Below are 18,699 nucleotides of genomic sequence, written 5' to 3'. Positions count from 1 at the left end.
GAGCGGATCGCGTGCATCCGCGCGGTACGGCAGAGCCGACGCGCACCCCAGGACGAATACCGCTAAGCCACGCCGCTTCATGAACGCCACGCAAAATAGCGGTTGAACGCATCCGCCGAGAACGCGCCTTCGACGAACAAGGGCTGACAGCCGCGTGCACGGGCCAGAGCCTGCAGGCGCTGCCGGCGGTCTTCGAAAGCCGACTCCAGGCGCCGGCGCAGTTCGCCGCGGAGCCATAACACACGTTCGCCGCCGCCTTCCAGGTCGACCACCCGCCGCGGCCCGGTTCCGCTGGACTGCCGGCCCTGTTCGGCCTCATCCCATAGCACCACCGGCACCAGATCGTGATGATGCAAACGCTCGAACACCAGCCGTATCGTCCCTACCGGCAGGTGGAAGTCGGAGATCAGAAATACCAGCCCTCGATGTTGCGACAAATACGGCGCGCATTCCGCCAAGCCTCGCGCGTGGCTGCCGGACGGCACCCAGTCGCGCAGACGCGCGGCCAGCGTCAAAGCCGCGGCCAGGCCGCGATGGGCGGGAACATGAAGCGCGCTCAATGGGCGTTCGGCGCAGCCGACGAAGCCGAACCGGTCGCCGAGGCGATAGCTGGAATAAGCCAGGGATTCCACCAAATCGGCCAGGAAACCGAGCTTGCGGATGTTGCCCCGATAACCCATGGAGCCCGACAAGTCGGCCACCACCCAGACCGGAATCCGGGTAGGCTGCCGATATCGGCGCACCCAGCAGGTCTCCAGCGGATCGACCAGACTGCGCCGCAAATCCAGGCGACGGCCGTCGGGATGGGCGAGAAAAGGCGCCCAATCCTGGAATATCCAGCCCGATCCGCTGTGCGCGCCGCGATGCGCGCCGGCGCGTAGGCCGCGTGCGCGATCCTTGAGGCGGTAATCGATTTCAGGCACGGGCATCACGGAGCAGCGACGGCATTCAGCAGTTTGTTGACCAGCACCGGTACCAGCGCGGCCCGGCGATATTCCAGCATCGGGTCCAATGTCAAACGGTGCCCTATCACCGAAGGGAAAACGGCCTGCACGTCCTCCGGCAGCACGGAGGTGCGGCCAGCCAGCCAGGCATGCACGCGGGCGGCGCGTATCAGCAAACTCATGCCGCGCGGGCTGGCACCCACTTGTACCGGCGGGATGCCGTCGGCGTCGGGCAATTGCACCCCGTAATCGGCGGGATGGTGGCTGGCCTTCCACAGGTCCAGCACATAGGCGCGCAGCCTGGGGCTGGCGTTCACCGCCTGCTGCAATCGGGCGCCGAGCGCGTTGAGGCCCGCATAGGGCAGGATGCCCGGCGTAACCTCGGCGACCAGCGCGTCGGTATCGTGAAAGCGGGGATCGAACATGACGGCTTCCAGACTGGTATCGTCGGCGGGATATTCGAGCGGTATCTCCATCATGAAGCGGTCGCGGGCGGCCGCAGGCAGCTCGAAGGTTTCCTCCTTTTCCACCCGGTTGCGGTCGGCGAACACCAGCAAATGGGGAAAACGGAATTCGCGGTTGAATGCGCCGACCGCGCGCTCGGCCATCACGCGCAGCAACTGGGCGTGCACCTGCGGACGGGCGCGGTTGATTTCGTTGAAAAAGAACGTCGCCAGGGATTCGCCGTGGCGCAGCAGGGGGCCGGGCTCGACACGGGGTTTTCCCTGGCTGTCTAGCTGGGTGTGATAGATCAAATCGGTCGGCATCATGTCCATGCTGCCTTCGATGCGGCCGCTTTCTCCCCCCAGCCCCCGGGTCAGGCCGCGAAGCAAGGTGGTCTTGCCGATGCCCACGTCGCCTTCCAGCAAGGCATGGCCGCGTGCGTGCACGGCAATCAGCAACAAGCGCACCGCGCGCGCTTGTCCGAGCACGATGGCGTTCAGGTTTTCTTCGAGGCGTAGGGCTGTCTCCCGCGCCTGGGCGAGCTGTGTGTCTTGAGTCATGAGAAATTGGCCGGCGTCTTCGCCTTAACGATGAAAGTCCAGGCTATCGGAGGGCGGATGCCCGCCAGGGCGATCCGCCAAACTCCATCCGGCGGAACCCGGCAAAGCCGGCACCGCCCCATGCCTGCTTATTCGACCTTGTAGTTGAATTTGCCGGTCGCGTTGTATTGCTCCACCCGCTTGGCGTTGCGCGCTTCCATCGCCTTGATCGCTTCCTGCTGCTTGTTAAGCTCGGCGGGATCGTGCTTGGGATCGTACTGGCTGCCGGCCACCTTTTCCGGGAAGCCGGGCTTGGGCTGCCAGCAGTTGCCGGCCGATTTGCAGACGGTACCGTCGTAGGCCTGCGCGGATGCGGCCAATACGGCGAGAACCAGGGCGGGTAAAACAATTTTCAGCGTTGCCTTCATGACGTGCTCCTGTCGTGGTCGGTTATTTGAGCCATTCGGCCTTGGCGGGATCGCCTTTGTAGATGCTGCGCAGGAAGCTCATGATTTGCAGCAACTCGTCGGCGTTCAGATTGGTGTATTGCGGGCCCATCATGCCCTGGGCGCCGCCCCAGAGGATTTCGAACAAGCCCACGTCGGTGGCGCCGCGCGGATAGGTCCAGTAGTCGTCCGCCAGCCCCGGTCCCAGCTTGCCCTCGGCCTCGTGGCCGTGGCAGCCGGAACAGGCCGTCAGATACAAACTGTGGCCTTTGTCGATGGCGGCCTTGTCGGTGTTGTAAGGGTTCTTGCCGCTTTGCTTGAACTTCTTGAAAGCCTCGGTATCGCCCCCCTTCTTGCCGTATTCGAAATCCAGGGTTTCGCCGGTGATGGCATGGCGGAAGGTGATCTCGGCGGATGCCGCCGTGGCGGCCAGCGCCGCACCCAAGGCGAGTGCGGTCAGCGTTCTGCGTTTCATGAATGATTTTTCCTCGATGTCTGCTTGGGGCGCCTAGCCCGCTTTCTGTTTGTCGACGCCGCTGCCTTCCGCTCTGGCGCCGGGCTCGTCCAGCGGCAGCAACGGGATGCCTTCTTCCTTGAGCAGGGTTTGAATCTCCTCGTTGCGCTTCTTCAACACGCGGTCGATATCGGCCGCCAGGGCTTTTTCACCCTTCCTCACTCCGATGGCGGAGGAATAGTGATGCGGTACCTTCTGGCCGTCGGCGCGTACCTGATGATCCGGTATCACGCGCAATTCCAGGGTCTTGTCCGCCTGCTTGACGTAGCGGCCGGCCTGGGGGCCCCAGATCACCGCCAGGTCGGCATTTCCGCCGGCGACTTCCTGCACCAGCTTTTCCGGATCGAAGCGGATGTACTGGTTGCGTTTGGACTTGAAGCCGACCAGCGACTGCTGGTAATTGAACAAATCGTTGTAACGTCCGATCTTGCGGATCATCGCTTCCGCCGGGGTGTCCGGCACGAAGGCGATACGGTTTGCCTTTTTCAGGTAGGCGTCGTCCCAATCTGCCAGCTTCAGCCCCTTGTCCTTGCGGACGACGAAGACGTAGCCGGACCGATAGTAGGGCGACGTGGTGAGCAAACGGGGATCGCCCGCGTCGACGCCGATGACTACGTCGCAGAGCCCCCGATCGAGTTGATCGCGGATGAAAAGCCGCGGATCGCTCCACCAAACGTATTCCACCGTCCGCCCCAAATCCTGGCCGATCAGCTCGGCCAGCTTGTTTTCGAAGCCCGCCTTGTTCTTGTCCGAATAAGGCAGGTCGTTTTCCCCTGCGCACACCTTGAGCGGCGCGGCGGCCTGCGCACCGCCCGCGATAACGGGCAGCGCCAAGGCCAAAATAGCGATGCGTTTCAGACGCATGGGTTCTTATCCTCGTAAATCGATGCGGAAGGGGTAGATCGGGTTAGCGCCAGCGTAACCCGACGTATCGGCGATGTCGGGTTACGGCTAATGCCTAACCCGACCTACCGTTAATACGCCTTACAGCGAGAACACGAAGACCGAACCGCCCTGCTGGGTGAAGTGGGCGAGCTCCTTGAACGCGCCCACCGCGCCCAGACCCGCGGTCGGGTCCTTCAGGTCGAACACCAGGCCGACGCCCGGCCAACCGCCCACGCCGCTGTAGATGGCGACGTACTGCTTGCCGTTATGCGCATAGGTGATGGGATGGCCGATGGAGCCCGACGGAAGCTGGAACTGCCACTTGAGTTCGCCGGTACGGGTGTCGCGCGCCTTGATGTAGCCGTCCAGCGTGCCGTAGAAGACCAGGTTGCCCGCAGTCGCCAGCGTGCCGCCCCAGACCGCGAACTTCTCCGGTATCTCCCATTCGATCTTGCCGCTGACGGAGTTAAGTGCCTTGACCTGGCCCAGGGTGCCCTTGGGTCCCGGATACATGTTCAAGGTCGCGCCTACGAAAAATTGACCGGCGCGGTAGGGCAGCATGAAGGGCTCCCAGTCCATGCAGATATGGTTGGTGCCCATGAAGAACAGCTTCTTGTCCGGGTCGTAGGATTCGAGTCCCTGGTTGTGATAACCCATGGCCGAGGGGCAGATGCCCTTGGCTTCGTGATCCATGCGAGTGCTGTATTCCGGATCGCGGATGGGAAGGCCGGTCTTCAGATCCACTTTCTTGACCCAGTTGACGGTATCGTCGATCTTGAACGCGTTGACCAGATCGCCGTTTTCGCGGTTGAGCGTATACACGATGCCGTTGCGGTCCGGATGGGTGAGCAGCGGAGTCAGCTTGCCGTTGACTTCCTGCTCGGACAGGCCCATGTAGTTGACGCCGGCGTAATCCCATTCGTCGTGCGGCGTCTTCTGGTAACCGAACTTGGCCCGGCCGGTATCGGCGTCGCGGCCCCAAATGGTCATGGTCCATTTGTTGTCGCCGGGACGCATGGTTTCGTTCCACGGCGCCGGGTTGCCGGAACCGTAATAAATCATGTCTAGCTTGGGATCGTAGGCATACCAGCCCCAGTTGGTGCCGCCGCCTATCTTCCAGGCGTCGCCTTCCCAGGTTTGGGTGCCGAGGCCGAACTGCCCATAGTGCGGGTTGTGTTCGTTGAATTTGGGGTCGAGCAGCAAATCCTCGTCCGGGCCGGTCGCGTAAGCACGCCATTCCTGCTTGCCGTCCTTGATGTTGTAGGCGGTGACGTAGCCGCGCACGCCCAGCTCGGCGCCGGCGGAACCGACCAGCACCTTGTCCTTCACCACGAAGGGCGCACCGGTCAGGGTGGAACCCACGGTGATGTCGGAGTTCTCCAGCTTCCAGATCTCCTCGCCGGTTTTGGCATTCAGCGCCACCACGTGGCCATCGAGCTGATTCAGGAATATCTTGGCCGGGCCATGATCGCCAGCCGGTGCATAGGCCAGACCGCGGTTCACCACGTCGCAGCAGGCCACGGCGCGAGCGGCCGGATTCTGCTTGGGCTTGTATTGCCAGAGTATCTTGCGGGTGTCGTTGAGATCGACGGCGTAAACGTTGTTGGGGAACGGCGTGTGGATGTACATGATGCCGTCGACCACCAGCGGCGCACCTTCATGACCGTTCAGCACGCCGGTCGAGAAAGTCCAGGCGACCTTCAAATCCTTCACGGTGTCGGCGTTGATTTCCTTCAGCCGGGAAAAATGGGTGGCACCGTAATCCTTGGTCTGCATGACCCAGTTCTTGTCTTCGTGGGACAATTTGTCGAGGTCTTGATTGGCCTGTGCCTGGCCCATCAAGGCCAGTAGAGCGGTAGCAATGGCGGTCAGAGACGCGGGCGCCCGTCTTGCAATGTGCATAGTTTCCTCCTGTCTTGGTTATACCGGCCCCTTTCGGGAGCGCCTGGGATCGTGTCGATCACGAGGCCGGCATTTTCGGCAGTAGCCCTCCCGACGGGATACGGAATTACACCCCCCAGCGTCCTGGAAAGCTTCCATCATGAGTCGGGAAAACGGGCATCATGCTATTGGGAAAACTACCCACGCCCCCATGGGAGTGCGGTGGAAACTGAGTCAGGCTCCCCGTCCGCCCCCCCCAAAAAAAAACGCCGGACTGATACGCCCGGCGTTCGTGTCGGCTTTGAAGGTTGGCCGTACGCTATTCGGCCTTAGCCTGTCCCATACTTTCCGGCCTGACGGCGATACCCCAGGGAGCGTGGCCGACGGCGACGGTCTTGACCGTCCTGCGCTGATCAAGGTCGATGATGGACAGGTCGTCGCTCAGGCCGTTGACGGCGTAAAGGCGCTTCTGGTCCGGGGAAAACTCCAGGAACCAGACCCGCTTGCCTACCTCGATGTAGCTCAGCACCTCCAGCTTCTGCGCGTCCACCACCGCCACCCTATCGGCCCGGCCCAAGGCCACGTAGGCGTAGCGCCGCTGTTTGTCAATGCGTATGCCCACCGGCTTGACCAGGCCGGGAGCGACGCCAGGCAACTTGAACTCCAGTTTCTTCACCAGACTGCGGCTGGCCGTGTCGATGACGCTCACGGTGCCGCCGGTCTCCGAGCTGACCCAAAGCTGCAGGCCGTCATCGGTAAACCTGGACGAACGGGGACGGCCGTCTGCCGGCGTGCGGTCGACGATCTCCAGGCTTTGCGTATCGATCCACTGCGCCACGTTGCCGCTCTCGCTGGTATTGATGATCCAGCGGCCGTCGGGGCTGGCGGTAACGCCTTCGGGCTCGATGGCGACGGGTATCTGCTTGACGATGCTGTTTTGCGCGATATCTATGACCGCGAGCTTTTGCTCGTCGTCGTTGCTGACGAACAGCCGTTTGCCGTCGGGCGTTAGAGCGAAGACCTTGGGGTCTTTGAGCGCGGGTAAAGCGCCTATGGGCTTCAGACTCGCGGCGTCCAGGACGCCGATGGCATTTTCTCCCGCATTGGCCACATACAGACGGGAATAGTCGGGACTCAGCGCGAGGCCATGCGGGCGCTTGCCGAGCTTGACGGTGCGTTTGAGTTCGCCGCTGAGACCATCGAGAACGGCGATCGCGTCGTCTTTCTCGAGGCTGACATAAACGACATCGGCACGGGCCGCGCCGATCAAGGAAATCAGGCTTAGGAACAACAGGTTTCTTTTCATAAGGCGTATTGACAGGCAGGCGCTACCGCCGTCCGCCTGAAAGGGCGGCGCGGAAGTGGCGGCATTGGACCGAAGGACAGGGAAATCGCGGCGGCGGGAACGCCCGCCGCTCCGCGAACACGCAGAGAAACCGCTGTGGCAGCGGTTCCGGAAACGCCGATCGCTCAGCGGTTATGGATATACATCGTGACTTCGAAGCCGAAGCGCAGATCGATGTAGGCGGGGGTTTCCCATTTCATGGCTTACCTCGGTAGACGACTAAACCGCCCCAGCGGCGGCATCATCAACGTAAGCCGATGCAACGCCCCGAACAAGACGACGAGACGGGCAGGATTCCTTAGGGATGCCCTGAAATATTCCCCGAGAGGAAAATTGCAATGAAGACCACCCGGATATTGCTGGTCTATGACCATGCCGTGGTGCGTGCCAAACATCCTGGTGGAAGCCGGTCGGCCAGCGCTACATAGAGCCGGAGATCGCCCAGCGCCGGGCGCTGTCCAAGGCCACCGGCAACGACGCCATGAGCGTGCTCAACAGCCTGTCGGCGCGCGAATTCGACATCTTCTGCCTGCTGGCGCGCGGCTACACCACCCGCGAAGTCGCCGAAGAACTGCGCCTGGGGCTCAAGACCGTGTCCACCTACGCGACTCTGATCAAGGGCAAACTCGCCGTGAACACCAGCGCCGAGATGGTCAGGCTGGCTTATCAGATAGGGCTCATCAAGCATTGAGTGAGCGCCATTCCGCCCACACGTTCAGATATCGGCATTGCGGCTTGAGGCCCAGCGATCTGTCCCATCAATACAGCATCCGGGCTCGCCTCTCGATGGAAACACAGTCCGCCCTTTACAGGCAGGTCGCATCGGACAGGCTTGACAGCAGTTTATAATGAAGTTATCTAGTATTATCAATAAACGCTAAAATCTGTTTACTTCCATATAAACATGGACCCAAGACGCAACCCATACGCACCGGGCGCCGGCACGCCACCGCCCGAACTGGCCGGTCGAGACGAGATCATCGAACGTGCGTCGATCGCACTCGACCGAATACGAGCGGGTCGTGCTGCACGCAGTGTCGTCTTATACGGGCTACGCGGGGTCGGTAAAACTGTCCTTCTGCAACGTATTCGTCAAGCCTCGGAACGGGAGGGCTTTGTGCCCGTGGGTTTCGAGGCACCTGAAGACCGCTCATTACCCTCCGTACTCGGGCCGGCGTTGCGCACGACGCTCATCCGCCTGAGCCGCGGCGCCGCCGCCAAGACCGCGTTACAGAAAGCACTCCGAGCCCTGGCTGGGTTTACCAAGGCGGCGAAACTGAAATACGAGGATGTCGAATTCAGCGTCGACTTCGAATCCCTGCCAGGGCTTGCCGACAGCGGTGATCTGGAAACTGATCTAACCGATCTTCTACTTACAGTCGGCGAAGCCGCTGCAGAGGACAAAACGGCCGTCGTCATGTTCATTGACGAGCTGCAATATATCCCCGAAGAACAACTGGCCGCACTCATCAGCGCTTTACACCGAGCCAATCAAAATCAGCTACCTATCACCATGGTAGCAGCCGGTTTGCCTCAGCTCCTGGCACAAATGGGGCGGGCGAAATCCTACGCGGAACGCCTTTTTGAATTCGTACCGATTGGCCCCCTCGAACGCGACGCGGCGAGGCGCGCCCTCTGTGTGCCGGCCGAAAGTGAAGAGGTCGAGTTCGCTGACGATGCCATTGAGGAAATTCTTTTCCGCACAGAAGGCTACCCTTACTTCCTGCAGGAGTGGGGTAAGCATGCCTGGGAAGAGGCCGACACTTCACCCATCACTCAGAGGGACGCCGTTCGAGCGACTGAAGTGGCACTGGCCGAGTTAGACGCGAGCTTTTTTCGTGTCCGCTTCGATCGACTAACGCCCGCCGAGAAGCGCTATATGCGCGCCATGGCGGAACTCGGCCCCGGTCCGCATCGGTCTGGCGATATTGCTGAAATTCTCGGCAAGAAGATCACTGCCGTCGCGCCCGTCCGTAGCCGGCTGATCGAAAAAGGCATGGTCTATAGCCCGTCCCATGGCGATACGGCATTCACGGTTCCCCTTTTTGATGGCTTTATGAAGCGGATCATGCCCACACTGAATCCATAGGTAGGCCACGATAGACCCGGGGAAATCAGCAACATTGTCGGTCGGCAAAAATTCGCGCTTGCTAATGCCGTAAGGCGTATACGGACTCCTCCAATTTTGCAAGGCCGTAACACGGAACCGGCTCTATCAGATTCCGCCGTATGGGAGCGGGACAAGATACCCCATCCATGGCTTGACTAGGACCGGTGCGAAAGCCATTCAGACGGTTATTATTCGCTGCCTGATTGGCGGATCGCCCTGGCGGGCATCCGCCCCTACCCTCGGCGGTTTTGCCCCATAGTCAGCCGAGACTGCGCTCGATGTCGGCTTCGATGGATTCCGGCGAGGTGGTGGAGGCGTAGCGTTCGACCACTTCACCTTCGCGGTCGACGAGGAACTTGGTGAAGTTCCATTTGATCGCCTCGGTGCCCAGCACGCCGGGTTTCGCGCCGGTGAGGTATTGATAGATCGGGTGGGCGTTGGGTCCGTTGACGTCGATCTTTTCGGTCAAGGGAAAAGTCACGCCATAGTGGCTCTCGCAGAATGCGGCGATGGCTTGCGCATCGCCCGGCTCCTGGGCGCCGAACTGGTTGCAGGGAAAGCCGATGACGACCAGGCCTCGGTCCCGGTATTTCTTGTGCAGCGCTTCCAGTCCCGCGTATTGCGGCGTGAATCCGCACTGGCTGGCGGTGTTGACCAGCAGCAGCACCTTGCCCCGGAAATCGGCGAAATTCAGCTCTCCGCCGGTTAGGCCGGGAATCTTGAACGCGTATATCGGTTTGCTCACGGGGCCTCCTGCGGCTCGGTCTGCCAGGGTGGAACGATGCGCTGTTGTTTGGCCTTGCCCTTGTCATAGGCGGCCCAGAGATCACGATAGGTCTTGCCTAGCACCGGATGCACGCGGTCCGGCGCGATCTCGGCCATGGGCTCCAGCATGAAGGCGTATTCGGTCAGATCCGCGCGCGGAACGCGCAGCTTCCCTTCGCTGATGATTTCGTCGCCGTAGAGGATCAAATCCAGATCCAGGGGACGCGGGGCGAACTTCTGGCTGTCGCGGGTGCGGCCGTGCAGCGTTTCCAGTTCGGAAAGCGCGCGAGCGACATCCTGCGGCGGCCGTTCGGTATGAAACGCCAGCACCAGGTTGTAGAAAGGATCGCCCTGGAAACCCACGGCCTCGCTTTCATATACGCTCGACAGGGTCAGGGGGCCGAACAGGCTGCCCAACTCGCGCAGGACGGCCGGGACGTGCCGGTCGCGTTCCACGTTGCTGCCCAGACTCACAAAGACTTCAGGCATGGCCGGATTTATCTCCGCGTTCGATGATGATGCCCACGTCGCTGGCGCCGCTGATCGCGCCTTTCTTGTTCAGGGTCAGCCTGACCCAGGGTACGCCAAACTCCTGGCGGATGATATCGGTGATGCGCTCGGCCAGGGTTTCAACCAGGAAGAAACCGGACTCCTCGACGAAGGAAATGACGCGCTTGGACACCGCCTTGTAATCCAGGGTGTCTTCGATGGCATCGCTGGCCGCGGCCTTGCGGATGTCCGTACCCATTTCCAGGTCGAGCACCACGGTCTGGCGGGTCACCCGCTCCCAGTCATAGATGCCTATGATCGTATCGATATGCAGGCCGCGCAGAAATATAATGTCCATCGTTCGTTCACAGAGTCAAAGTGGGCGGCATAGTTATCACAAACCCCCGCGGCGGGACAAGCCGCGCGCCCACTCTTAAACCATCCGGAGAAATTCATGTCGCTATGGCTGCTCGTTCCTGCCGCCTATCTGTTGGGTTCCGTCTCCAGCGCGGTCATCGTCAGCCGGCTGATGGGCCTGCCCGACCCGCGAGAGCAGGGCTCGAAGAATCCGGGGGCGACCAATGTCCTGCGTCTGGGCGGCAAGAAGGCGGCCATCATCACCCTGCTGGGCGACGCGCTGAAAGGCCTGATCCCGGTATTGATCGCGGTGAGTTTGGGTGTTTCCGCAGAAATCCTGGCGGCGGTGGGGCTGGCGGCCTTCCTCGGCCATCTCTATCCGGTCTTTTTCGGCTTCAAGGGCGGCAAGGGCGTGGCGACCGCGCTGGGCGTGCTGGGCGGCTTTTCCTGGACCATAGGCTTGGCCGTCCTGGGGACCTGGCTGGTGGTAGCCTGGCTCAGCCGCATATCTTCGCTCGCGGCCCTGGTCGCCGCGGCCCTGGCGCCGGCCTATGTATGGGCGCTGGTGGGTTCACCCGCGCTGGTCGGCGTGACGGTAGTCATGAGCGTGCTGCTGATCTGGCGCCACCAGGACAACATCCGCCGCATCCTCAAGGGCGAGGAAAGCCGCATAGGTCAGAAGAAGTCCTGATTTCGTGGTTTCGTAGATAAGCTGAATCGGCGCCCAAATTCGGCCGGGGGATTAGGCCCTGGGCAACGAGATGCCCAGGGAGGAAAGCAAACGGAAATCAAACCCGGGTTCAAAGCCTGGGTGGAGAGGTACTAACGCCGCAAGGCCGCTATGCCGAAGGCAAGGTCATCGTGCGACATAGCGGCGAGAAAGAAACCGGACATGGCGATGGCACAGGATGCGCAGTTGAGCCAAACCGCCCCGAAGCGACCTTGCACAAACCCAGGAAATCAGGGCAGCAAGGCACCCGCATCCAAATCATTACAGGGGGGATGCCTTGCTCTTACAGGTTACGCTACCCGCTGCCTACGGTAATACACAGGTGCCATCGCCACCGTCGCGTACGTAATAGTCGGTAGATAGGGCGCCATAGGCGGCTGAGATGACGTTCAGACCAGCGCTAAGAAAAACGGGGGTATGCCGGCGGGTTGTGCCGTTAAGCTGCGTCAGCGGCACGTTATTGACGGAAACATTCAGTAGGTAAGCACCGTTGTCAAAAAGGTTTATATAGGGCTGCGGCCCACCGGTGAGTGGATTCCATGCGCAACCCGGTGTCACGGTGGCGGATGAACGACCGCTGAAGGCGGTTTCCAGGTCAGCACTCACGGTATTGCCAGAGGTATCCGGGATGCACATATTCGGTTGGCCGGGATACGATAATGAAGCGTCGAATGCATAAGTATCCGCCGTGCGCCTATTGAGTGCCACGACTACCGTGTTGGCACCATTCGCGAGCCAAACATCGGCGTCCGGAGCAAAGAATGTAACGTTGGCTACACCGCTGCCATTGAGCGACACGAGGGCAGTCGAACTTTGTTTCGGGTTATATAGCCCAGCCTTTGCCAAGGGCGCCATGCCTATAGTCGGATGGAGGGCACATTGCACTCCGCTCGATGCGTAGGTTTTTCCGCTGGCTCCGACTTGCACGCCAGTAGCCGCCCAAACCGGCGCACCTTGCACTGCCACAGCCAAAAATCCAGCAACGCCTACGGATAAAAGGTTGGTGCTTTTCATATTTGTTAACTCGCTTTATGGAAAAATGTTACTGGAACCTATAAGCCTTGGTTGAAGATCTGTTTCCCTGGTCCGTAATATAAAACCTGAAGTTAAATTCAAGCTTAAAAGACGAAACCCCTATTCTTTGCTAAACGGGGAAATCCGCGGCTTTGGTTCCGGCTCCTGATCTGGAGAAAAAGAAATACCTGCGCATACTGGCTGCGGACGGAATAGATGCCTTGACAGGATAGGGACCGTTTGACGCGTCTCGCCGCCGACGGGATGCAAGAATGCTCACCAGAAATCGATCATGAGGGTATTCGGGCAGTTGGGGGCTTGAGCCGGATCCGTTTCGAACGCCGGCGAACTCAGGTTGTAACCGACGACTTCGGATAGCTGCCAGCGGGCACGTCCACTTCCGCCGTTGAAAGTACAAGAACCGTCACTTTGAGTGACGCAGGAGTCTTGCCGGTACTTGAAAACGGCGTGGTTTTGTCGGTAGTCGACATAGGTCCACAGTGCATTGACCGTTACGCCTGCCAAGTCCGCGAAGGTCTGAGAGACCGTCGTGCCGTCGGGGTTGAGGACATCCGGGCCACGCAAGGTCACGGTGACGGTGTTCTTGTTTGCCGTTGGATCGGCGCGACAAATGCTATAGAAGTGGAAGCCGTCGGCGTAAGACGCGCCGGGCGAGGCTGCGGCCACCACCAGCATTGCGGCACCGGCTGCGCGGATAAAGGAACGGACGCGGACGTTAGTCATGGCACTGATTTCCTCTGTCTAATCAAGGAATAAGCGTTAACAGGAACGTGTAGAAATTTCCGCTCATATCGTTGTAGCCGGTCAGCACGGTACCGGCTTCATTGATGTCGGTGGCGTGAACGTTCCAGGCGACTCCCTTTGCCGATGCGGGGGCGAAAGCCTGGTTTGCGTTCAGATCGGTTGGACTGGCCGGATCGCTCAACCAGACCAGAGCGGTGTAGCCGTCTGGCGCGAAGGCGCCGGGCTTGACCGCGCTGCCGACCGCCTCGCCCCGGCTATTGATGGATGCTGCGCTCAGGTTGCTGCTGCCTGCGAAGCTCAACTCGGTCAAGGTGCCGCTGGTTAGCTCGTAGCGGAAAGGCCGATTGCCCGCGCAGTTGCCCACCACCCAGACATTGCCGTTATTGGCCTGACTGATGCGCGCAGGACGGCAGTTGATGAGGGGGTCCAGATTGGGAATCGGGGTGATGTTGCCTAAGGCATCGGCCACGAAGCTTTGCTCGACATTGCCGTTCTTGAACCAACCGGTGATCATGCCCACGTCGTTGATGTCGACGGTGGCGTATCCGGAGGCTAGGACAGGCGAAGCGACCCCGTTAAACTGATAGGTGACGGGCCGGTAGACGCCGGAAACGTAAGACATCCCGACCGCGACGCCGTTATTGTTAAGCGCGGCCAATCGGGTGCTACTCGTACCGCTGGTCGAGCTGTCGGCATAGTCGACGTTACCGTTTGAATAGAACCAAGCGCCCGTGAGATCTGCGCCAACCAGCTCACCCGCGTCATTGACCGCAACCGCCATGGCGTTTGCATTACTAGGCCATAGACCGCTGAGCTTGCTCACGCGTTGACCGTCGAACAACCAAGGCGCGTTGTAACAAATGGTTCGCTTGGGCTGCGAGCTGAGTGTCGTGCATTTGGCAACATAAAAACCGGCCACTCTGCCGTTGCTGCTCATGCGCATCGCCGGCCCCGGAGAACCGATCTCCTGGACGCTGACCCCGACGGCCGAAGCGGCGGGCGCAGCGAGGGCGCACAGCGCACCTGACAGCAGGGCGAACTTGGCGGAATGAATCGTTTCGATCGAATTAGCGGTCATAACCATCTTTCTTGTCTCATGGAGTGCTGGCCCAGGCCCAAGCCGGGAGCCCGGTTCAGCGATCATTAAAGGCGTGCCGAGCGGCGTTCGCGATTACTCAGCGATAGTTGGTAGCCACGATCCTGGTACCGCCCTTCGAACTCGAACTCTTCCAGATGGCACGCGCCACGGCTCCGGAACCGGCATCCAGGCCTAACACCTCCTGGAAGGAAGCAAACGCCGTCCCGCGACCCAGCGTGGTCGTGTTCCAGCCGTTGGCGGTCCATTGAGCGACTTGGGCGCTGCCGTGGTAGTGGTCTATCCAGCCCACTAACTGCTGTGCGCCGTTCGGCGACACCGCGACACGCGTGGCGTAGGCGTCCACCGGCACCGTCGGGTCGGTGATGCGTTGCGCCTGCGTCCAGTTGCCGCCGGCATCGCCTTGGCTAACCCAGACGGAGGCCCGATCCACGCCGACGGTCGGATCGAAAATCGAGAGAGCGACGACGGCATTACCGTTGTTGTCCACGGCCAGATCAGGGCTCATGTAGCTCGCCCCGCTGATGTTGGTCTGGATGATGGGGCGATGGGCAGTCCAAGAATTTGCCGAGACTTCGCGCGTTGCCTCCAGACCGTTGCCCATATAGATCACGGTAGCCAAGCCGTAGGCATCAACCGCCACCTGCGGGTTCGTCACGTAGCCCACCCAGGACATGATGGTCTCAGAGACCTGTACCGGACTATTGCTCCAGAGCCCATACGGGCCCGTGCGGGACACATAGTACGCCGCGGTTCCCGTCGAATAGGTGGTGTAAGGTGAAAGCGTATATACAACTCCCGCGTCGCCCCGCGCGTTTACCGCCAGGCTGAAATAAAGCCCGTCGTGGCCCGAAGCAGAGATCGTGGTCGGTCTCGACCAGGTGTTACTGCCGGCCGGCAATGTGGCGGTTTGCACCTCGTTGCCGGTCCCGTTCCACACGTTCCATACCGCGGTCACGTTGCCGTTGTCATCGACAGCGACCGGAACCGAGCGCGTGATCGCGACACCGCCGGGCGTAAACGTCGCAAGCGTGTAGCCTGTCCAGCTCGTTGAACCCGCCGGTCGTACCGCAACCTGGACCTTCTGGCCTGTCAAGTTGGCGTTTTGGTAGGTCCAGGAGACCGCCAGGGTGCCGTCGGCGCCTACGGCGACTTTCGGAGTCATGGAAAAGTTCGTGACGCCTGACATGCTAGGCGCGCATGTCAGGTTGTCGGCTCTTCCCGGACTGCTTCCATCGGGATTTCGATCGGGGATCGAAGTGCCGGAGAATGTGCAGGGAGCGCCCCATCGTCCCCCGGATTGGATGGCAACGCCGATACTGGCGGAAACAGGGGCGTAAAAGTTGTTCTGATCCCATGCCGCCACCGTGAGGCCGCTGGCGTTGACCGCAACATCGTTCAACTGGGAACCGCGCGTCGGGTCCGGCTGTAGGGCCGGGGAGATCGTCGAGGTGCCCGACCAACCGGCTGCCGGCGCAGCCTGGATGTCGATACCGATTGTCAGTGCTGCGACGCATAAGCAAGCCATTGAGGTCGCGCGCAACCGAGCTAGTACTAAAACGGGAACTGAGCTTTGCATAATTTCTTTATTCACCATGTTGGCGGCTATGCGGGACGATGCTTACCTTGTCTCCATTCGGAACGACACATCCGCTGCAACCCGTGATGCAGGCGGTTCCTTGGCTGAGGCTGTGCCACTGGATCGGACGTGTCCCCGATCTCGATCGGGGTGGCTCCGATGAGGTTTTGCCCTTACGGAAATTAGAGCGGGTCATCTCCGGACCGATACGGCCAGAACCATGAGGCTGTAAGGGCGGACAGGAGGGGCGGAGCGAACTGCAGGGTCAATGCGTGTACCGCGGACGCGGCAGAAGAAGCGGCGATTTGTGCAAACGTAGCGAAGAACATGTTCATGGCGTCTTAACTTTCTATGTAGAGCGGGATGCCATGAAACCGTGGCGGAACAGATCCTAGTTACTCCCTATGGGACGTACGATTTACCACATGAAGTTAAATTCAAGCTTAAAAACGGGGAGTAGCGGGCTGTTCTGCGCAACCGAAGATGATGAACGATGAGGGAAGAAGATAGGTAGGCCTTCGGCCCGTCCGGCTCCAAACGGCGTTACCGTGCACCCGTGTAAATTGCACACGCCTTAAGAACCTGAGACCGGGTTCGGCTGCGAGATCGCTGAAGTCGCGCCCGCGACTGTTGGCCTCCGTTTCGACCTGCCGCTTGTATCCCAAGGCTTCCCGAAGCGCTTTTATCGGCTTGTTTGACCGGCCGTCTGTTTCAAGAGTGACGGTTTCTAGGCGATCGCGGGTGGCATCGGCAAGAAAACCCGAACTGAAAGACCACCCAAGGACTCCGACCGGCCGAATTCGAGATCACCACCGTAGAATTCGGCGATGTCGCGAGCAATGGCCAGGCCGAGCCCGTGGCCGGGTTTCGATTCATCCAGGCGGAGACCCCGTTGACTCAGCTGTGCGATCTTGTCGGGCGTACAGCCGGGCCCGTCGTCCTCCACGTTGACCGTGAAGCCGTCTTGGCAGGCAACATGGATGTGAACTTTCCCCTCCGCCCATTTGCAGGCGTTGTCGGCCAGATTGCCGATCAGTTCAAGCAGGTCTTCGCGATCATAGGGAAACAATTGGCACGGCGCGACCACTTCGACGGCCAGATTTTTTTCCAGGTAGACATTTTCCAGAACTTGGACCAGGACGGGGAGTTCCTCCCCCGGATTGAACAGGGCACCGGAACTACCGGCGCCTGCCAAGCGAGCCCGTTTCAGTTCCCGTTCGATCCGCCGGTGTATGGTGGTGGATTGCTCCAGTAAATGTCGGGCAAGATCAGGCGTTGCTTCTAACCTCGAATCGGCAGCAATCCGGAACAGGATGGCGAGGGGGGTTTTGAGGGCGTGGGCCAGGTTGCCAACTGCGGTGCGCGATTGCTGGAGGCGGCGTGCCGTCAGAACCAGCAAGCGGTTGATTTCATCCACCAGCGGCCGGATTTCCGCCGGAGCGTCGGAAGCGATACGCGAACTCTCGCCGCGGGCGATGGCCAAGAGGTCTCGCCGTAGCTCGGACAACGGTCGCAGGGCACGCCGCACATCCAGGCGCTGCCAGATGATGGCGACGAGAAGCAGGCTTGTGCTGAGCACCAGGTATCCGAGACTCAGGCTGGCGATCTCGTGGTCGATGGCCGTCAGTTCCTCCGCCACCGTGAGGGTGATGTTTTGGCCCTGCAGGGCGAGCCCACGGGCAAGTACCAGCAGGGGCTGGCCTTCTGGGCCTACGCAATGGTATTGGCGCCGCTGCCCCGGCGCCAAAGGCTCGACCGCCATGTGTTCATCCGCCAATGACCTCGAATGGAACACCTGGCCATCGGCATGGATGTCCAAGTAATGGCCGGAATAGGTTTGTTCGTAGATCAGTCCCAGCCGGTGGGTGTCGAATCGGATCGCTCCGTCTTGTCCCACTTCGAAGGATGACAGCAGGGAGTCGCCGTCGTGTTCGAGGCGGGTGAGCATTTCATGCTCGACCACGAGGCGCGTGGCATAGCTTCCTAATAGCCATTGCGAAGCGAACACGATCACGAGGATGGCAACGAGTCCGCGGTTAAGCCGGCCTCGCAACGACCTCATGGTTCGTGTCCGAACACGTAGCCCTGGCCTCGGCGGGTGGTGATGAGATCCTTGTCGAGCATGCGCCGGAGCCGGTTGATGTAGACCTCCAGGACGTTGCTGTCGGGATCGATTTCGCGCCCGTAGACGTGCTCCACCAGATGCGCCTTTGACAGCACCTTGCGCGGATGCAGCATGAAATAACGCAGCAAACGGAATTCGAGGGCGGTTAGCTGCATGATCTTCGTGCCGTCGATGGTGACGGTCTGCCGCTCCTCATCCAGCTTGATCCCGTACATTTCGAGTTGGGGATGAACCAGGCCGGCCCGACGTTTCAGCATGGCCTGCAGACGCGCGATCAGTTCCTCGATGTGGAAAGGCTTGCCGAGATAATCGTCGGCACCGGCCTTAAGCCCGTCCACTTTTTCATACCAAGCATCCCGGGCGGTCAGAATAATAACCGGCAGGGCATTGTCGGCCGCGCGCCAGCGGCGCAAGACTTCCAGCCCCGGCAGTTTGGGCAGGCCCAAGTCCAGTATGGCGGCATCGTAGCTTTCGGTCGCGCCGAGGAATTCGCCCGTTTCACCGTCGGCGGCCATATCCACGACGAAACCGGAGCGCTCGAGGTCGGTCTGCAGCGAAGCGCTCAACACGGGGTCATCTTCGATCAATAGCAGGCGAATGGCTAATTCTCCTATTCTCTAATCCCCACTTCGGTCAGGACTAGCCCAGTAGATCGATCACAGCCGTAACCC

The 18,699-nt window shown here is 60.6% G+C and carries 20 protein-coding genes; 3 read left to right on the top strand and 17 right to left on the bottom strand.

Annotated features, from left to right (window positions below):
* Nucleotides 1-77 precede the first annotated feature (77 nt).
* The 8 genes from JWZ97_RS00545 to pqqA all read right to left on the bottom strand — a co-directional run bounded on the left by JWZ97_RS00545 (nucleotide 78) and on the right by pqqA (nucleotide 7,198).
* Nucleotides 78-923, bottom strand: coding sequence for a hypothetical protein (locus JWZ97_RS00545; RefSeq protein WP_240342412.1), 846 nt, complete (start codon nucleotides 921-923; stop codon nucleotides 78-80).
* A 5-nt stretch (nucleotides 924-928) separates the two neighbouring features.
* Complete coding sequence (locus JWZ97_RS00540) at nucleotides 929-1,948, bottom strand: MoxR family ATPase (RefSeq protein ID WP_205432575.1); 1,020 nt, start codon at nucleotides 1,946-1,948, stop codon at nucleotides 929-931.
* A gap of 128 nt (nucleotides 1,949-2,076) precedes the next feature.
* Nucleotides 2,077-2,355 (bottom strand): methanol dehydrogenase [cytochrome c] subunit, encoded by a 279-nt coding sequence (locus JWZ97_RS00535; protein ID WP_205432574.1) that lies wholly within the window; start codon nucleotides 2,353-2,355, stop codon nucleotides 2,077-2,079.
* Between the two features lie 22 nt (nucleotides 2,356-2,377).
* Nucleotides 2,378-2,848: a cytochrome c(L), periplasmic gene (gene moxG / locus JWZ97_RS00530; RefSeq protein ID WP_205432572.1), complete on the bottom strand. Its 471-nt coding sequence runs from the start codon at nucleotides 2,846-2,848 to the stop codon at nucleotides 2,378-2,380.
* A 33-nt stretch (nucleotides 2,849-2,881) separates the two neighbouring features.
* Complete coding sequence (gene moxJ / locus JWZ97_RS00525) at nucleotides 2,882-3,751, bottom strand: methanol oxidation system protein MoxJ (protein WP_205432570.1); 870 nt, start codon at nucleotides 3,749-3,751, stop codon at nucleotides 2,882-2,884.
* A 120-nt stretch (nucleotides 3,752-3,871) separates the two neighbouring features.
* Nucleotides 3,872-5,674: a methanol/ethanol family PQQ-dependent dehydrogenase gene (locus JWZ97_RS00520; protein ID WP_205432568.1), complete on the bottom strand. Its 1,803-nt coding sequence runs from the start codon at nucleotides 5,672-5,674 to the stop codon at nucleotides 3,872-3,874.
* Between the two features lie 298 nt (nucleotides 5,675-5,972).
* Nucleotides 5,973-6,959: a PQQ-dependent catabolism-associated beta-propeller protein gene (locus JWZ97_RS00515; protein ID WP_205432566.1), complete on the bottom strand. Its 987-nt coding sequence runs from the start codon at nucleotides 6,957-6,959 to the stop codon at nucleotides 5,973-5,975.
* Between the two features lie 164 nt (nucleotides 6,960-7,123).
* Nucleotides 7,124-7,198 (bottom strand): pyrroloquinoline quinone precursor peptide PqqA, encoded by a 75-nt coding sequence (pqqA, locus tag JWZ97_RS00510; RefSeq protein WP_205434488.1) that lies wholly within the window; start codon nucleotides 7,196-7,198, stop codon nucleotides 7,124-7,126.
* Nucleotides 7,199-7,479: 281 nt separating this feature from the next.
* Between pqqA and JWZ97_RS00505 the strand changes: the two genes are divergently transcribed.
* Nucleotides 7,480-7,689 carry a response regulator transcription factor gene (locus JWZ97_RS00505; RefSeq protein ID WP_205432563.1) on the top strand — a complete coding sequence of 70 codons (210 nt, stop codon included), beginning with the start codon at nucleotides 7,480-7,482 and terminating at the stop codon, nucleotides 7,687-7,689.
* A 213-nt stretch (nucleotides 7,690-7,902) separates the two neighbouring features.
* Nucleotides 7,903-9,087 carry an ATP-binding protein gene (locus JWZ97_RS00500; RefSeq protein WP_205432562.1) on the top strand — a complete coding sequence of 395 codons (1,185 nt, stop codon included), beginning with the start codon at nucleotides 7,903-7,905 and terminating at the stop codon, nucleotides 9,085-9,087.
* 280 nt (nucleotides 9,088-9,367) lie between these two features.
* Here JWZ97_RS00500 and JWZ97_RS00495 read toward each other — a convergent pair whose 3' ends face one another.
* From JWZ97_RS00495 to folB, 3 genes are read right to left on the bottom strand one after another with little or no spacing between them, the layout of a single operon-like run.
* Nucleotides 9,368-9,853, bottom strand: a complete 486-nt coding sequence (locus JWZ97_RS00495; protein ID WP_205432560.1) for a glutathione peroxidase — start codon at nucleotides 9,851-9,853, stop codon at nucleotides 9,368-9,370.
* Nucleotides 9,850-10,362 (bottom strand): 2-amino-4-hydroxy-6-hydroxymethyldihydropteridine diphosphokinase, encoded by a 513-nt coding sequence (folK, locus tag JWZ97_RS00490; protein ID WP_205432558.1) that lies wholly within the window; start codon nucleotides 10,360-10,362, stop codon nucleotides 9,850-9,852. The genes JWZ97_RS00495 and folK overlap by 4 nt, the downstream gene beginning before the upstream one ends.
* Nucleotides 10,355-10,720, bottom strand: coding sequence for a dihydroneopterin aldolase (folB, locus tag JWZ97_RS00485; protein ID WP_205432556.1), 366 nt, complete (start codon nucleotides 10,718-10,720; stop codon nucleotides 10,355-10,357). The genes folK and folB overlap by 8 nt, the downstream gene beginning before the upstream one ends.
* A gap of 96 nt (nucleotides 10,721-10,816) precedes the next feature.
* Between folB and plsY the strand changes: the two genes are divergently transcribed.
* Nucleotides 10,817-11,410 carry a glycerol-3-phosphate 1-O-acyltransferase PlsY gene (gene plsY / locus JWZ97_RS00480; RefSeq protein WP_205432555.1) on the top strand — a complete coding sequence of 198 codons (594 nt, stop codon included), beginning with the start codon at nucleotides 10,817-10,819 and terminating at the stop codon, nucleotides 11,408-11,410.
* 345 nt (nucleotides 11,411-11,755) lie between these two features.
* Here the strand turns inward: plsY and JWZ97_RS00475 are convergent, their stop codons facing one another.
* The 6 genes from JWZ97_RS00475 to JWZ97_RS00450 all read right to left on the bottom strand — a co-directional run bounded on the left by JWZ97_RS00475 (nucleotide 11,756) and on the right by JWZ97_RS00450 (nucleotide 18,627).
* A complete protein-coding gene (locus JWZ97_RS00475) occupies nucleotides 11,756-12,463 on the bottom strand; it encodes a hypothetical protein (RefSeq protein WP_240342411.1) in 708 nt (235 codons plus the stop codon).
* A gap of 276 nt (nucleotides 12,464-12,739) precedes the next feature.
* Nucleotides 12,740-13,207: a hypothetical protein gene (locus tag JWZ97_RS00470; RefSeq protein WP_205432553.1), complete on the bottom strand. Its 468-nt coding sequence runs from the start codon at nucleotides 13,205-13,207 to the stop codon at nucleotides 12,740-12,742.
* A 22-nt stretch (nucleotides 13,208-13,229) separates the two neighbouring features.
* Nucleotides 13,230-14,372 carry a hypothetical protein gene (locus JWZ97_RS00465; RefSeq protein WP_205432551.1) on the bottom strand — a complete coding sequence of 381 codons (1,143 nt, stop codon included), beginning with the start codon at nucleotides 14,370-14,372 and terminating at the stop codon, nucleotides 13,230-13,232.
* 31 nt (nucleotides 14,373-14,403) lie between these two features.
* Nucleotides 14,404-15,489, bottom strand: coding sequence for a hypothetical protein (locus JWZ97_RS00460; RefSeq protein ID WP_205432549.1), 1,086 nt, complete (start codon nucleotides 15,487-15,489; stop codon nucleotides 14,404-14,406).
* Nucleotides 15,490-16,630: 1,141 nt separating this feature from the next.
* A complete protein-coding gene (locus JWZ97_RS00455; protein WP_205432547.1) occupies nucleotides 16,631-17,965 on the bottom strand; it encodes a sensor histidine kinase in 1,335 nt (444 codons plus the stop codon).
* Complete coding sequence (locus JWZ97_RS00450; RefSeq protein ID WP_205434486.1) at nucleotides 17,962-18,627, bottom strand: response regulator transcription factor; 666 nt, start codon at nucleotides 18,625-18,627, stop codon at nucleotides 17,962-17,964. The genes JWZ97_RS00455 and JWZ97_RS00450 overlap by 4 nt, the downstream gene beginning before the upstream one ends.
* Nucleotides 18,628-18,699: the final 72 nt, after the last annotated feature.

The sequence above is a fragment of the Methylococcus sp. EFPC2 genome (genome assembly GCF_016925495.1).
GTDB lineage: Bacteria > Pseudomonadota > Gammaproteobacteria > Methylococcales > Methylococcaceae > EFPC2.
The sequence above is the reverse complement of the archived record's forward strand: the minus strand, read 5'-3'. Positions and strand labels throughout refer to the sequence as shown.

Bases quoted from the DNA above. Each gene is read 5' to 3' on its own strand.
- JWZ97_RS00540 (WP_205432575.1), bottom strand. From the start codon at position 1,948: ATGACTCAAGACACACAGCTCGCCCAGGCGCGGGAGACAGCCCTACGC.
- JWZ97_RS00535 (WP_205432574.1), bottom strand. From the start codon at position 2,355: ATGAAGGCAACGCTGAAAATTGTTTTACCCGCCCTGGTTCTCGCCGTA.
- moxG (WP_205432572.1), bottom strand. From the start codon at position 2,848: ATGAAACGCAGAACGCTGACCGCACTCGCCTTGGGTGCGGCGCTGGCC.
- moxJ (WP_205432570.1), bottom strand. From the start codon at position 3,751: ATGCGTCTGAAACGCATCGCTATTTTGGCCTTGGCGCTGCCCGTTATC.
- JWZ97_RS00520 (WP_205432568.1), bottom strand. From the start codon at position 5,674: ATGCACATTGCAAGACGGGCGCCCGCGTCTCTGACCGCCATTGCTACC.
- JWZ97_RS00515 (WP_205432566.1), bottom strand. From the start codon at position 6,959: ATGAAAAGAAACCTGTTGTTCCTAAGCCTGATTTCCTTGATCGGCGCG.
- JWZ97_RS00505 (WP_205432563.1), top strand. From the start codon at position 7,480: ATGAGCGTGCTCAACAGCCTGTCGGCGCGCGAATTCGACATCTTCTGC.
- JWZ97_RS00500 (WP_205432562.1), top strand. From the start codon at position 7,903: ATGGACCCAAGACGCAACCCATACGCACCGGGCGCCGGCACGCCACCG.
- folK (WP_205432558.1), bottom strand. From the start codon at position 10,362: ATGCCTGAAGTCTTTGTGAGTCTGGGCAGCAACGTGGAACGCGACCGG.
- folB (WP_205432556.1), bottom strand. From the start codon at position 10,720: ATGGACATTATATTTCTGCGCGGCCTGCATATCGATACGATCATAGGC.
- plsY (WP_205432555.1), top strand. From the start codon at position 10,817: ATGTCGCTATGGCTGCTCGTTCCTGCCGCCTATCTGTTGGGTTCCGTC.
- JWZ97_RS00475 (WP_240342411.1), bottom strand. From the start codon at position 12,463: ATGAAAAGCACCAACCTTTTATCCGTAGGCGTTGCTGGATTTTTGGCT.
- JWZ97_RS00470 (WP_205432553.1), bottom strand. From the start codon at position 13,207: ATGACTAACGTCCGCGTCCGTTCCTTTATCCGCGCAGCCGGTGCCGCA.
- JWZ97_RS00465 (WP_205432551.1), bottom strand. From the start codon at position 14,372: ATGATCGCTGAACCGGGCTCCCGGCTTGGGCCTGGGCCAGCACTCCAT.
- JWZ97_RS00460 (WP_205432549.1), bottom strand. From the start codon at position 15,489: ATGACTCCGAAAGTCGCCGTAGGCGCCGACGGCACCCTGGCGGTCTCC.
- JWZ97_RS00455 (WP_205432547.1), bottom strand. From the start codon at position 17,965: ATGAGGTCGTTGCGAGGCCGGCTTAACCGCGGACTCGTTGCCATCCTC.